The sequence below is a fragment of the Algiphilus sp. genome, assembly GCF_965216485.1.
GTDB lineage: Bacteria > Pseudomonadota > Gammaproteobacteria > Nevskiales > Nevskiaceae > Algiphilus.
Genome location: NZ_OZ244162.1, coordinates 557447 through 571253, shown reverse-complemented (window position 1 = coordinate 571253; position 13807 = coordinate 557447). Strand labels below are relative to the sequence as shown.

At 63.5% G+C, this 13807-nt stretch carries 10 protein-coding genes; 2 read left to right on the top strand and 8 right to left on the bottom strand.

What is annotated here, in order from left to right; translation table 11 throughout:
* Positions 1–28: 28 nt before the first annotated feature.
* From ACOOFO_RS02645 to ACOOFO_RS02625, 5 genes are all read right to left on the bottom strand, one after another.
* Positions 29–2077 carry a DUF1302 family protein gene (locus ACOOFO_RS02645; RefSeq protein WP_420428113.1) on the bottom strand — a complete coding sequence of 683 codons (2049 nt, stop codon included), beginning with the start codon at positions 2075–2077 and terminating at the stop codon, positions 29–31.
* A 42-nt stretch (positions 2078–2119) separates the two neighbouring features.
* Entirely contained in the window at positions 2120–3166 is a 1047-nt protein-coding gene (locus ACOOFO_RS02640) for a WD40/YVTN/BNR-like repeat-containing protein (RefSeq protein WP_420428112.1), read from the bottom strand.
* Positions 3167–3232: 66 nt separating this feature from the next.
* Positions 3233–4621 (bottom strand): DUF1329 domain-containing protein, encoded by a 1389-nt coding sequence (locus ACOOFO_RS02635; protein ID WP_420428111.1) that lies wholly within the window; start codon positions 4619–4621, stop codon positions 3233–3235.
* A gap of 162 nt (positions 4622–4783) precedes the next feature.
* Positions 4784–7222 (bottom strand): efflux RND transporter permease subunit, encoded by a 2439-nt coding sequence (locus ACOOFO_RS02630; RefSeq protein ID WP_420428110.1) that lies wholly within the window; start codon positions 7220–7222, stop codon positions 4784–4786.
* A 405-nt stretch (positions 7223–7627) separates the two neighbouring features.
* Entirely contained in the window at positions 7628–8563 is a 936-nt protein-coding gene (locus tag ACOOFO_RS02625) for a glutathione S-transferase family protein (protein WP_420428109.1), read from the bottom strand.
* 103 nt (positions 8564–8666) lie between these two features.
* Here ACOOFO_RS02625 and ACOOFO_RS02620 point away from each other — a divergent pair, with 103 nt between their 5' ends.
* Positions 8667–9476, top strand: a complete 810-nt coding sequence (locus ACOOFO_RS02620; RefSeq protein ID WP_420428108.1) for a hypothetical protein — start codon at positions 8667–8669, stop codon at positions 9474–9476.
* 39 nt (positions 9477–9515) lie between these two features.
* Here ACOOFO_RS02620 and ACOOFO_RS02615 read toward each other — a convergent pair whose 3' ends face one another.
* Positions 9516–10223 carry a phosphohydrolase gene (locus ACOOFO_RS02615; protein ID WP_350164462.1) on the bottom strand — a complete coding sequence of 236 codons (708 nt, stop codon included), beginning with the start codon at positions 10221–10223 and terminating at the stop codon, positions 9516–9518.
* Positions 10224–10366: 143 nt separating this feature from the next.
* Here ACOOFO_RS02615 and ACOOFO_RS02610 point away from each other — a divergent pair, with 143 nt between their 5' ends.
* Complete coding sequence (locus ACOOFO_RS02610; protein ID WP_420428107.1) at positions 10367–11275, top strand: LysR family transcriptional regulator; 909 nt, start codon at positions 10367–10369, stop codon at positions 11273–11275.
* Positions 11276–11319: 44 nt separating this feature from the next.
* On the opposite strand, the gene ACOOFO_RS02605 is transcribed toward ACOOFO_RS02610, so the two are convergent.
* Together ACOOFO_RS02605 and ACOOFO_RS02600 are read right to left on the bottom strand one after the other, a co-directional pair.
* The gene (locus tag ACOOFO_RS02605; RefSeq protein ID WP_420428106.1) at positions 11320–11748 is read right to left on the bottom strand and encodes a hydrogenase; all 429 of its coding nucleotides are present in this window, start codon (positions 11746–11748) and stop codon (positions 11320–11322) included.
* Between the two features lie 102 nt (positions 11749–11850).
* The gene (locus tag ACOOFO_RS02600) at positions 11851–13602 is read right to left on the bottom strand and encodes an amidohydrolase (RefSeq protein ID WP_420428105.1); all 1752 of its coding nucleotides are present in this window, start codon (positions 13600–13602) and stop codon (positions 11851–11853) included.
* Positions 13603–13807: the final 205 nt, after the last annotated feature.

The following is a 13807-nucleotide window of genomic DNA, read 5'->3' as shown; positions in this document are numbered from 1 at the left end:
CCCCGGGATAGGTGGCTAGGGTTTTCTCCTAGAACTGATAGGTCACACGCAATCCGATTTCATCTGCAAAGCCCAGTGTGCTGAGCAGGTTGTCGTTCGGATTCCCCGACAACTCTCCGTCGATGAAGTTGTAGAAGGCCTCTACACCGATGTTATTGCCGGGGTTCCAGCGCAGCATCGGCTGCATGAAGAGACCGCCCTGCGGGTCATACAGAGAAGCGAACTCAACGTCGAAGATGCGGTTCGGCAGCGGCTGCTGGAAGCCGAAGACGAGATAGGTCGCATTGTCGATCCCCGGCGGCAATCCGTTATCCGGCGTGGCGCCGTAGCCGGACAGGTGGCGACCCACCAGATCGCTGCGGTTCTTCCACAGCGCCTGGAACACCATGTAGGTGCCCGGGAAGCCCGGCGTGAATCGATGCCACTTGTCCATGATCAGCGCGACCGTGGTCTCATCCTGAATCAGCGGGTCCTGACGCAGCGCGATGTCGGTGAAGGCGCGCTTCGGCTGATAGCTGACTTCCAGGTTGATGATGATCTGGTTGAGGAAGTCGATATCGCTGGTCGTGACGTAGTTCAGGCCCAGGCCGAATACATTCTCCTGGTGATACTCACGTGCGATGTGGCCCCGCAGGCTGCCGCCGGCAGCAATGAAGAAGGTATCGAGCTGGTTTTCAGCCTGCTGCTGCGCATCGGCGTCGTTTGGGTCGATGGTGGAGGCGTTGAGCGCCTGCGCACAATCAAAGTCTGCGATGCTCGCGTTGAGACCCTCGATACCCGAGAGCCGGACTTGTGCGGCGTAGGTGAACCACTCTTCAGCCGAGTAGACACCGCCCGGCGCCACTTCGAAGGCGGTCTGAGCTAGCGCTTCACCCGTGGTACCGCCGCAGCCGTCACGCGGATTGAGCGCATAGGCAGCATTGACCAAAGCGCCCAGACCATCGCCTTCCAGGCTCTGATTGACGCCGCTCTTGGTCCAGCGGAAAGTGCCGTCCGGGTTCCAGCGCCGCACCGCAATGGCCTGCCAGCCCCAGCTGCCGTAGTCGGCGCGCAGGCGCAGACCGTAGCTGTACTTGTCGTCGAAGCCGCCTTCCTTGAACATGTCACGCACCGTGAACTGCACCGGGATGACATTGAAGGCGGTGTTCGGGTTGCCGAAGACCGTCGGCTGGAAACGGCCCACATAGGCATCGGCGATGATGCTGAAAGGCAACTGGTAGGTCAGACGCGCCGACAGCATCGGCACGCGCTTGTCGGAGAATTCCTCCAGCGAGCGGTCCAGAATGGAGTGGCGGCGCAGATCGAGGCCGTTCGGAACGTCGAGCACGCGGAAGAAGATGGCCTGGCCCCAGGCGATCTGCTGATTGCCCAGACGCAGCGTCATCGGACCGTTGGTGTATTCGAACAGCAGCGCCGGGAAATCGACGAAGTAGTTCTTGCCGGTGAACTCCAGCGGATTGCCATTGGTAAAACCACCACTGCCGTCTTCGACGCGATACTCGAAGTAATTCACATCGCCGTGATAGAGGGCTGGATCACCACCGGAAATGCCGCTCTGCACGTCTTCGACGCTGCGCGCATCGAAGTCGTTGTAGATGCCCGGATCGTAGAGCACGCGCGGCTTGGCGACGAAACGGAAGTTGCGCGAGAAGCGCAGATTCATTTCGCCTTCGGCGCGCAGAATCGTGTAGTTGGTGTCGTTGGTCTGACTGCGGATGATGTCGCCACGACGGACCTCGTCGTCGAATACGGCCAAGGGCAATGTGTTCCAGGTCCCCACCTCGCCCACATTGACCAGACCGCCGAGGCCGAGATTGTCGAGCTGGTTCTGGGTCAGATTGGGCGGCGCGAAGGCGTTGCGCTCAACCGTGCGGTCGTTGAACAGATTACCCGGCTGGTTGTTGGGGTTCTCGTCGGATGTCGTCTTGTACGTGCCCTCGGCGCGGATGAAACCGCTGAAGTCCACACCCACGTCGTCGAACATGTCCCCGAAAAAGCCCTGCGCCTGCAAGGGCGCGTGCATGGCAACCGCAACCCACCCTGCCAGAAGCGCCACACCTCGGTTGGTGATCTGCATTGTCTTCTCCTCCTGAAGTCCCTTTATTCGTGTTCTCAGCCGCTAGGGCTGCGCCTTCCTGGTATCCCCTGCCAACTCTTCGCCCACATCGATGGCCACGATGCGGCCGCTGTGTCCTGCCGCGAACACGCGCTCCTGTCCTGGGACGGTGCCCGATCCGCTGTACCAGCCGATGGCGAAGTCCGAGCCCTTGATGGGCGCCCAACTACGGCCGCCGTCTCTGCTGATGCGCATGTCGCGCATCGCGGTGGCCACATAGGTACCGCCGGAGGTGCGCGTCACGCTGAGCAGATTGGCGACCGTGCCCGCGTCCTTGCTCTTCCAGGTGGCGCCGTCGTCTTCGCTATACAGCACCTGGCCGACCTGGCCGACAGCGACCATGCGACCGTTGTCGCCGACGTGGATGTTGAACAGCGAGGCGTCTTCCTTCTGATTCACCGTGTCGCCCGCGTGCAGCACACGCCAGGTGGCACCAGCATCGGTGGAACGGAGCACGAGCCCCCACTCGCCAGCAATCGTGATGCGGCCGTCGTCCTCGACGGACACGCCGTAGAGATTCGGCCCCGTCTGGGTGATGCCTTCTTCGCTATCGGCGACGGCCATCCAGTCCGGTGCGGCGTTGGACCATTGCTTGCCGCCATCGCGGGAGACAAAAACACTACCGAAAGCGCCGACAGCGACCGCCAATCCATTCCGGTTGGCATCCACGTTCATCAGACGCTCAGGTGTGAATGTTTCGAGGGTCTGCCATTCGCCGGCCTCGTCCGCGATCATCACCAGGCCTTGCTGGCCTACGGCGACGGCGCGGCCGTTTTCCAAGGTCACGCCCAGCGCCGCAAGCGGGCTCTTCACCGAATCCGGTGACCACGTCTTGCCGCCGTCAGTGCTGCGATAGAGCAGCGCTCCGGACAACGGGCTGGCGCCTACCGCAACGCCCTTTTCCCCGTCGAAGTCGACGGCAAAGAAGGCATCGTGCGGGATGCCCGACCGCATGACTTCGATCGGGTATTGCTCGGCCGCCGCCGGTCCCGCCAGAAGGGCGAATACCAGGCCAGCAGCCAAGCCAGAATGCTTGAGTTTCTCGATCATCGAGTTCTTCATTCGCAGAAGGTGGAAAGAAGTCGGGCGGCGGCCGAAGCCGCCGCCCGATCTGGATCAGACCTGCCCGAGTCGGGTAATGGCCTGCTGCGTGAAGAAGCGATCGAAGGCCTCTTCTGGGTCGGCATCGAAGTGGCTCTTGTAGCCGCCGGTGACCTCGTCGACGTGGTCGATCAGGCTGATGCGGTTGCCCTGGATGTCGTGCGCCAGCACGTAGTTCCAGGTCCACACCGGAGACTTGCCGCTCGCTTCCATCATGGCGGCGTCACCGTCCGTCTGCTGACCAAAGCCCGCCTCGAAGGAGACCCAGGGCTTGCCGTTGCGGTCGTAACGCACGTAGGACAGGAACATGCCGTTGCGCACGTCCACCCAGATGCGCTTCTTGCCGACCGGCGCACGCGGGTATTCGGTCGGCTCGGCGTCGAGCACCAGCACTTCCGGAATCATCTCGAACTCGGTGTCGAAGAAGCTCTGGCCCTGCGGCCCACCGTGCACCGGCGTTTCCCGGTTGTTATCCGGGCGCCAGTTGCCCGATACCGCGCCCAGCCATGGCTTGCTGCCCACGACCTTGTAGTTGCCCCAGGTGAGCATCGGATCGCCCGCCGCCCAGGCGTCGGACAGAATCCAGGTCACACCCGGAATCAGTGGTTCGAAGCGCTGGTTGGTGGGGAACTGGCGCACGCGGCGGAACTGCGGCAGGTAGCCATACAGATCCGGGAACTTGCGCTGGTCGTAGTGCCAGTTGTTGAGGAAGGAGCTTCCCGCCACGTCGCGCGTCGAGGTGAAGAACACCGTCTGATAGCGCAGCATGCTCGGATCATCGCGGAAGATGGTGCCGTCCAGACGATTGGCGGCGGCCAACTCGCTCCAGATGAAGTCGTAGTTGTAGGCCACGTTGCCGTCCGGATTCAGGTCGCGCTCGCGGATGGCGTAGAGGGTGTAATCGTTGCGGCCCCAGCTCAGCGTCAGGTTGGCAATGGCCTGGTGGGCGTCCTTCGGATCAGGGAAGGGGTTACCGCCAATCCAGGGCTTGCCATCCTTGGTGCGGATGTTGCCGGCCTCATCAAAGGTCGCCTGCCCCTGATTGCGCAGGGTGGCTTCGAGGTACTCGGCGCCAAACAGCTTCGAGGTATCGGTGGTGGTCGGCCGGATCTTGATGCGGCGTCCCATGTTCTTGATCTGCTCGTAGGCGATCGGGTCGATCATGTCCTTGACGATGTCGACATTCTCGGCCGTGATGTAGTCGCCCGTCTTGATCTTGCCCTTGGTGTAGGCGTCGATCGAGAGCAGTTCCTCGGGGTAGGCCTTGGTGATATCGGCAGCGTTGCCGATCATCGGCCAGAGGGGTGCCAGAACACCCGCGGTGTAGGCGGCGGCGGCGGCATGAGCGGTTTTGCCCATGAGCTGACGGCGGCCATAGTTGAAGTCGTATTTCTTGATGCGCATGTCAATCCTCCTAGGTGCGACGGAAAACGTCTGCCCACGCGTAAGCGGCTAGGCCGTTGCGGGGTTGAGCGGTTGTGGCGGTTTCAGGAACACCAGGCTCCATCAAGCCACCAGTAAGACCCCCGCTTCTTGTTATATGTGCTTCTCGGGCTGCGGCTGCCATCAGAAAGCCTCCGCAGTTCGATTAGGTACGACGTGATCGCTCAAATCGATGCTTTCGCCGACCATCAAATCTTCGCGACCGACGAACTTGGGCTTGATAAGCCAGGTCAGCAGCGGCAGCACGACCAGGGCCAGGACCATGTTGATGAGCATGATCGACACAAGCAGCAGCCCCATGTCGGCCATGAACTTGATGGGCGACAGGAAGTACCACGGCAGGATGCCGATGAGCATGATCGAGGCAGTGAAGGTGATGGCCTTGCCGGTGGTGGTCAGCGAGGCGCGCAGCGTTTCGGCCCAGTCGCCCTTGTGCGCGGTGTATTCCTCGCAGATGCGCGACAGCAGGTAGATGCCGTAGTCGATGCCGACGCCCACACCGATGACCGCAACCATCATCGAGTTGATGTCCAGACCGATGCCGAGCAGATGCATGACCGAGGTCAGCAGCATGTTGGCGAAGTTCACCGGCACCAGCAGGATGAATCCCGCCACCAGCGACTTGTAGGCGAAGGACGCCACCAGCAGGATCACGAGATTGAGCAGGCCGAGCACCACCCAGTGATAGCGGCTAACCACATCATTGGTGGCGTGCTCCAGCGCGATCGTGCCCGAGCCCAGTCGTACGGTGAAGTTCTCGAACTGCGTACCGACCTTGTCGACCGCCTCGCGCGCACTGGCCAGTGCGGCGTCCAGGGTTTCCTGCTTGTTGTCGCGATACCACAGCGACACCGTGGAATCCTGGAACTCGAAGCCGACGATATGCGAGAAGTTCTTCGGGTTGGTACCGAAGGTGACGGCATTGGCCGCCGCGTTGGTGGCCTGCATGTTCATGTCCAGCGGCATCCACTTGGGATGGCCTCCGGAGAACAGCCGGTTGCCTTCCATCATGTAGTCGGCGAAGGACAGGGTCTGCCGCGGTGGCAGGGTGTCGTCCGACTCCATCAATGCCTGGATCTGCAGAGCGGCGGCGGCCGTTTCCGGCAGACGCGCGACGCGGTTGTTGGTATCGCGCTGATTGGCTTCCAGAATGATCTCCAGCGTGTTCACGCCGGGGAAGTTGTCGTTGATGTTGCGCACCGCGACGTTGTATTCCGAGTCCGGCCATAACAGGCCGCTGCCTTCCACCGGGTTGCCAATCTTGATCTGCAGTGCGGTGTAGGTGGAGGCCACCATCAGCGCACCCACCACGCAGGCGGTGACCACGCCGCGCTTGCCGTTGGTGATGGTGGACAGCGCGGACAGGCCGTTGCGGAACTTCGAGTGAATGCCGCCCTTGGTGGCGTCGTCGGCGGTCAGCTCATCGATGTTCTTCGGCGCCGGCAGGTAGGACAGCACCACGGAGATGAGGAAAACGCCGGTCGGGATGATGGCCAGCGACCAGAAGCCCACGAAGAGGGCAAAGCGCTCCATCGCCGGAATCGGCGCCACGGCAATGAGCAGAATGCCGGCGGTGTCGGTGATGATGCCCAGAATGCTGGGCGCCATCATCACGCTCATGGTGAGTTCGCAGGCCTTGCGACGGTCGCGCACCTGCGCATAGATCTCGTAATAGCGCTCGGTGAACTGCACGCAGTGCGAGAAAGATCGCGCCACAAGGAGCAGCGGCACCACCATCAGCAGCGGCTCGATGGGCGAGGACATCCAGCCCACCAGGCCAAGGCCCCAAATGGCCGCCACACCGCTGCAGAGAACAGGGGTGACCACGCCCACCGTGTTGCGCATGTAGATGATGAGCGCGAGGATCAAGGCGGCCAGCGTGACGCCGAAGATCCAGCGCATCTCCATCTGGTACTTGAAGACCCAGCCCGTCAACGCGGGCTGGCCCGCCAGATGCACGTCATGGTTTTCATCGCGAGCCGCTTCCACCAGCCCCTGCGCGTAGGAGAAAGCCTTGTCGTACTCGAGCAGGCGTTCGATGAAGGTGGCGTTGATGATGGTGGCCGTTTCGTCCTCGGACACCAGGAAGGTGCGCGCGTCCGGCGACTGCTCGATGCGGCGGCGAAAATCCTTCAGCTCCTCGGGCGTGGACGGCACGCTGTCGTCCATCAGCGGGCGCATGTCGATGCCGTAGGGCGTGGCCTCGGCGTAGCGCGCCTTCTCCGTGGTGATGGACAGAATCTGGTCGTGATCGACCCCGGGGGCGAGGTCGATGTCGCGCGTGAGGTCCCAGACTTTCTGCAGCGTGTCGGTGTTGTAGATGGTGCCGCCGTCAGTGCGCTGCACCATGATCGTCATGGTCAGCGGATCACCGAATCCGGGGTGGTCCTTGTACACCTGTACGAAGGGATCGTCCTTCGGCAGCAGGTCGGAAAACACCGTGCGGAATTCCACATTCCGCATGCCCACGGCGAAGAACACCGTGATCAACACGAAGACGACCGCCATGGCAGCGCGGTTGTCCATGACCCAGCGGGCGATACGCGCGCGAATCGAATCCATTGCCTAAATCCTGTCCCTAAGTCCGTTTATGAATCGGCCGCACGAGTGCGTACCGACGTCCATTGCGTGAAAAGCCATCGCGCCTAGCGCGGCGCTGGGCACGCTCCATGGACAGAGGGAATGCAGGCAGGGACGTGCCGCCGATCGGCAGTCCAGGTGAGGGGCACGCTGTTGGGGCCGTATCTCAATTCCACGTTGTCTCCTCGCTAGCTGTCGCCTGTGTTGGCGACTTCATTTGTCTGGGTGATGCGCAACGCACACCACCTGAGCCTCGTTGTGCGCTAACGCTAAGCCTGCGCATGTCCACTGGCACCACCCGAACGGGTAGTTGTGGAACTACGCACAGCAATTCCCAATAAATTGACGGCGTTGGACTACACGGCGCTGTGGCTGCGTCGCGGCGGATCAGGCCGGACGCAGCCGAAAGCCTTCGCGCGGAAAGTGCACGTGCAGCGTCCCCAGACCGTCCACCTCGCGGCGCAGCACCCAGCTACCCGCAGGCGCCCCCGCCAGCGTGCCGTGGGCGGGATCGGTGCCATAGTCGGCGGGGCGGATCGTGACCGCATCGCCGATTTCGCAGTCCGACGGCGGCGCCACCAACGGGCCAGGCTCGGCGGGGCTGTGCACCGCAGCTTCCTCCAGCGCATCGCGGATCGGCACATCGTGGTACTTGCCGTGGCCGATGGACGCCATGCGCGCCATCCAGTCCAGCAACCGTGGGGTATCGCGCAAAAAATCCGCGCGCAGCGTCTCGTGGCCGAAGCGCAGCACGTGGTACACCGAGAAATCCGCCAGCGTCGGTCCATCGCCAAAACGGAAGGGGCCTTCCAGTTCCTGCTCGAAGCGCTGCAGGAAGGCGTGCAGCTCACGCTTCGCCACCTTGGGCGGAATGCGTGGCACCTCCGCGCCGCGCATCATGCGCACGCGGTCCCACACCACCCGCAGAAGCTCCCCCCAGGTGGCGCCGTGATCGCGGCGCAGCGCGCGAATGGCGGAGCCACCCATCGAGGCCGTGATCACCACAAAGAACAGCCGCGAATCCGCGAAGGCAGAGAGCGCTTCCACCTCCTGGCGGCGCGCGTCGGGCAGCAGGTCATTCCGGCCTGACCACGCCATCAGCTGCGCCGACATCAGGCGCGTATCGCAGTAGATATCCGCGCCCTGCTGCAGCACCGGCATCTTGCGATAGCCCCCGGTCAGCAGCATCAGCTCGGGCCGCGGCAGGCGCATGCTGTGTTCCACCGAACCCCAGGCGATGTCGCAGTGCCCCAGCATCAGACGCATCTTCTCGGAAAAGGGGGACAGCCAGTAATGGTGCAGCAGGGGCGTCGGGCCGGACATGCGGGTTTCCTTAAGGAAGGGTGCGTGCAGAGTATCCGCAGTCGACGGCAGCGCGCATTGGACAAGGCTGCGAAGCCCCTCCGCCGCCGCGCATGCTGCACCCATGCCGAGCATCGCCACTCGCCGATACTTCACCGCCACGCTGTTGCTGAGCGCAAGCCTGTTCAGCGCGCCCAGCCGCGCCGATCTGCAATTTCATTGGCAGGACGGTTTCGATGCCGCCACGCAGGCGATGGTGCGCGACTGGCTCTCCGAAAGCTTTGCGGCCCTGGAAGCCCACGTGGGTACATTGCCACTGCCGGTGCACGTGCATATCCACCGCAAGGCCCCCGCCGACGAGCCCGTGCCCTGGGCGCAGACCCGGCGGGGTAAGCCGCAGGGTGCGGATTTCTACATTGACCCGCGCTTTTCGCTCCAGGCCTTTCGCAGTGACTGGACCGCCGCCCATGAATTCAGTCATTTGGTTCTGCCCTATCTCGGCAGCCGCCACGCCTGGTTCGCCGAAGGCTTTGCCAGCTACATGCAATACCAGGTGATGCAGACCAAAGGCGTGCTCAATGCCGCCGAAGTTGAAAGCCGCTACCAAAGCCAAATCGCGCGTGCCCAGCGCAACTACCGCCGGCACAACATCAGCTTCATCGAAGCCGTGCCGCAGCTCCGCGCCGAAGGCCGCTACCCGACCATGTACTGGGGCGGCGCGGTGTACTTCCGCCGCGTCGACGCCGCCCTGCGCGACCACGGCAGAAGCCTGCAAGGAGTACTCAGCCAATACTTGCAGTGCTGCCGCCGCAACCACGACGAACTCGACTCCCTCATCGACACCCTGGACACGCTCGCGGGGCGCCCGGTCTTCCGCCAGGAATACGCGCGGATGCGCCACACCCAAGGCTTTCCGAAAGACGTGCCACGCTAACGGGCACAAAGAGGCGCGCCCGCTGCGCCCGCCTGCGCTCTACCAGCGAAGAATGGGAATCGGGTTCAGCGGATGGCGCAGCATCCACTTGGCGGACACCTTGTAGACGTGGCCCGGATAGAACTTGCCCAGCGGAAAGCTGGCGTTGACTTCCTTGATGAAGCTTTTCGGCAGCCCGAAGCGCAAGAGATTGAAAGAGACGTCGCACCAGTCCGCGCGCCGGACGGGCTCCACCCACTCGGCGTGCGCCTTCCGATAGGGCCGCAGCTTGTGGTGCATCTCGATCATCAGCCGCATCTCGGGTTTCCACTCCGACCGACCGATCGCGTCCAGGTAGGCGTCCGCCTGATCCGCTGACGGCCGCAGGTAGTCCAGGTTGTCATTGGGCCACGCGGCAATGTCGTGGAATACGGCGGCGATTGCCAGCTTCTCATCCCGCTCCGGTTGCGCGGTCATCCATTGCCGGCCGAAGTTCAGAATGTGATAGGCATGCGCACGGTAGCCCTGAAAAACGGGCTCTTGATCGTCGCCCCCGAACACGACCCGACGCGCCTCCAGCAATTCATCAATGAGCGGAAAGTGATGAATGATCTCGCGGGGCCGCAGTGATTCCCGGTCGCACTCTGCGCCGTTCGCCGACGCGGCGGCCTTGCGAACGGCTTCCGGCGCGTGCGCAGCGCACCCATGGCCGCAATGACCGGATGCTTGCTGATCAGAGGAATGCGCATTTTCTGGGTGGGTGGTCATTCACCTTCTCCTCACAGAGGGGTTGGCCGCATCGGCGCTGCGGTCGGTTTGCTCACTTGCAATGCCGGCACGCTACAAGGGCGGGGCGGGGTAGCAAAGCTGTTAACCTGCAAAGTGGAATTGCACTTTTGCAACAGCGGGTGGTGGGCTTGCAACGAGGCTTCGACTGGAACGATATCCCCGTGCTGTTGGCCCTGGCACAGCGGAAGTCCATGCGCGGGGCCGCCGAGCAGCTTGGTGTGGATGTATCCACCATCAGCAGGCGTCTTGCCGCGGCAGAGTCACGCTTGCAGACCCGCCTGTTCATCCGCAGCCCCGAGGGCTACGAAGCCACGGACGCCGGGCGCATCTTCATGGAGAAGGCTGCCGCCATCGAAGGCGATGTGCGGGCGCTGATCGATGTCACACGCGCCGAGTCCGAGAGCCATGCGGGGGAAGTACGCATCACCTCGGTCGATATCCTGATCGACCACTGGCTAACCCCGCGTATTCCGCAGTTGCTCGAAAGCCATCCGGACATTGGCCTCCGCATGATTCCGGATAACCAGGTGCTGTCCTTCACGCACTCGGAGGCAGACCTCGCCCTGCGCATCGCGCGCCCCACCGCCGATGCCGCGATCCTGATGCGGCGTGTGGGCCATATCGGCATGGCCGTCTACGGTGCACGCCAATACAGCGACATTCCGAAAAGCCGTTGGGGGGATGTCCCCTGGTTGGCCTTCGACGACGACCTTGCCGAGGTTCAAGAAATGCAGTGGCTGAAACAGGTTGCGCCTAGCGCCAGCTATCGCTTCCGTTCCAGTTCGGCCTCGACCTTGCTAAGGGCCTGCCAGGCCGGGCTAGGCATCGGGCTCCTGCCGTGCTTTGCCGCAGAGGCGGCGGGGCTGTGCCGGCTAAGCGAAGGCGTGGAGCTACGCCGTGAGCTCTGGCTGCTTCGCCATCGGGACGCCACGCGGGTACCACGCTTCCGCGCCGTTGCCGATTGGATGGCCGACCTCGCCGAGGCGCAATCGGGGTGGCTTGGCGGCATAGGGGAAAAGAACGCCGTGTGAGTGCTCCGCCGGTGATTCAGTCGGCAGGGCACAACACGCGGCCCTCAGCGCGCTGCGTCCTCGGCACCCCGCCCCCTCAACCCCCAGATGGCAAGCCCTACCGCAACCAGCGATGTCAGGGCCACACTGATCAGCAGCGCAGTCACAACCGCCTCCGCGACGGCACCGGCCTCCGCGCCGGCAGAGGCCACCGGCGTCATCCGCCCGGCGCCGGTGAACGCCCCGATCAGGCAGCCCAGCCAGTTTGCATAGCTGGCGTACACCCAGGTCCAGTACATGACCTGGCATTGCCGTGCGGAAAGCTGGAACACCGGCCACACCGCCCCGATGCCGATCAGCAACACACCACCGAGTATGGCAATGGTGTGGGCGGACAAACCCAGCCTTGGAATCTCCACGGCCGGCAACAGGAAGCCCGTGAGCAGGGCCAGCAGAATCAGCACGAAGCCGTGGCGGATGATGGAACGGTTCATGTTCGGGTTGTCCTCCGGTCAGCGCGACGTGCAGCGAGCAAAGGGGCACACCACGGAGGCGAGGCTTTTCTCGCCTCACTTCGTGGCTGACGAGGCCTCACCCTACTCTGCACGGTGGAAGCCCCCGAAGACGCGTACGGGCGACCAGGCAGGCTGGATGGGTGGCAGGGCCGGCATCAAGCTGACGAACGCCTCGGCGCCATAAACGACGTCTCCGTCCAGGACGGTCAGCACGGCCTCGATCTCCGGAATCTCCTCTTCTTCCACGCCGAAGAAATCTTTCGACAGCACGACGAAGTCGGCAAAGCGGCCCGGTTCGAGCGTTCCTTTGACGTCCTCCTCCTGGCTGAACCATGCGGCGTCCACCGTGTACAGACGGAGTGCTTCCTCCCGGCTGAGCCGATTCTCTGGGGCGGCGAGCTGCGTGCCTCCTGCCGTTCGGCCCGTCGTGAGCCAGTAGAGCGCCACCCACGGGTTGTAACTCGCCACGCGTGTGCCGTCCGTCCCGGCTCCGAGCGGTATCTCCGCATCGAGGAGCATCCGCAGCGGTGGGGCATGCGCGGCGGTCTCTGCCCCGTAGCGCTTGGCGAAATACTCCCCGGCGTACGCCATCCGCGCTTGGACAGCCACACCGCCGCCAAGCGCGGCGATCCGAGCGACGTTCTCCTCCGAGATGGTTTCGGCGTGGTCGACGGCCCAGCGAATGCCGCCGCCCGCCTCGCCGAATCCGGGTCGCCCGGCTGCTCGCTCAGCCGCATGCACCTCCTCGAACACCTTGAGGATGCGCGAAATTGACTCGTCATACGTGGCATGAATGCGGAGCGGCCAACCCTCCCGCACCAGCTTCTTCGTCACGGCCTTGAGGTCCTCGTAGTAGTCGCGATCGCCGAGATCAGGCCGCGGCGCCATGAAGTTCTCGAAGTCGCCGGCCGACCACACCAGAAACTCCCCGCCTCCCTCAAGCTCGAAGCCGTGCTTGAGGTCCCCGGTCACACCCGGGGCTGCACTCCGGCCAGCGTCATACGCCTCGATCCAACGTTCGAAATCCTCGGCCTCCCGCCCCGGCCGCTGAGGGAAGAGGTAGTTCGAGATTCGCAACGGCATTTCCCCGGCCTCGGCCAGCCGAGCGGTACCCACGTAATCCTCCGGGAACTGGTGCCCGCCACCGCCCGCGTCGATCACGCTCGTAAGACCAAAGCGGTTGAGCTCGCGGTAGAAGTGCCGGGTTGAGAGTGCTTGGTGCTCCTCGCTCAGGGATGGGAGCGCTGCGATGGTGCCGTAGAGAAGAGCGGGGTGGGGTTCTGCGTGAATGATGGCTCCGCCCTCTTCGGTGAACTCGTAGCGCGTGCCCGGCGGGACCTCCGTAGCCTTGGAGAGGCCAAGCGCTTTGACACCAGCGGCGTTGAGGAAGCCCTGGCTGTAGAGATAGAGGACGTAGACAGGCACGTCAGGCGCGGCGGCGGTGAGCTCTGCTGGCGTCGGCATCCGGCGCTCTTCGAACTGGAACGGGCTCCACCCTCCGATAACACGGACCCACTCACCGTCGGGTGTGCGCTTGGCCTGCGTGCGAACCATCTCCAAACCACGTGCAAGCGAGGGCACTCCATCCCACCGGAGTTCGGCGGCGTAGAAACGGCCCCCACGCGTGGGGTGCATGTGACTGTCTACGAGGCCGGGGATGAGGCGGCGCCCGTTGGCGTCGAGCACGCGGGTATCCGGCCCGCCCAGCGCCAATATCTCTTCGCTGGAGCCGACGGCGAGGACCCGACCATCTCGGACCGCGATAGCCTCAGCTTCCGGTTGCTCATCCCACAGCGTCGTGACCTCCGCATTGTGAACGATGAGTTCCGCCAAGCGGGATCCATCCTGAGCCGCCGCCACAAAGGCCGGGAGGAGGAAGCATCCCAACACCACGGCACATTGCGATGCGGTCCCGCTTCCCAATAACCCAGACGAGGCCGTGCGTCGAAAGAAGAAAGTCGAGAGTAGGAGACGCATCATGGCGCGGGGCTCGTGAATGACCGAGACCTACGATAGTCGCAAAAGCTGCCGCCAGCGA

Excerpts from the sequence above, each read along its gene's own strand:
- ACOOFO_RS02645 (WP_420428113.1), bottom strand. The coding sequence starts at position 2,077 with ATGCAGATCACCAACCGAGGTGTGGCGCTTCTGGCAGGGTGGGTTGCG.
- ACOOFO_RS02640 (WP_420428112.1), bottom strand. The coding sequence starts at position 3,166 with ATGATCGAGAAACTCAAGCATTCTGGCTTGGCTGCTGGCCTGGTATTC.
- ACOOFO_RS02635 (WP_420428111.1), bottom strand. The coding sequence starts at position 4,621 with ATGCGCATCAAGAAATACGACTTCAACTATGGCCGCCGTCAGCTCATG.
- ACOOFO_RS02630 (WP_420428110.1), bottom strand. The coding sequence starts at position 7,222 with ATGGATTCGATTCGCGCGCGTATCGCCCGCTGGGTCATGGACAACCGC.
- ACOOFO_RS02625 (WP_420428109.1), bottom strand. The coding sequence starts at position 8,563 with ATGTCCGGCCCGACGCCCCTGCTGCACCATTACTGGCTGTCCCCCTTT.
- ACOOFO_RS02620 (WP_420428108.1), top strand. The coding sequence starts at position 8,667 with ATGCCGAGCATCGCCACTCGCCGATACTTCACCGCCACGCTGTTGCTG.
- ACOOFO_RS02615 (WP_350164462.1), bottom strand. The coding sequence starts at position 10,223 with ATGACCACCCACCCAGAAAATGCGCATTCCTCTGATCAGCAAGCATCC.
- ACOOFO_RS02605 (WP_420428106.1), bottom strand. The coding sequence starts at position 11,748 with ATGAACCGTTCCATCATCCGCCACGGCTTCGTGCTGATTCTGCTGGCC.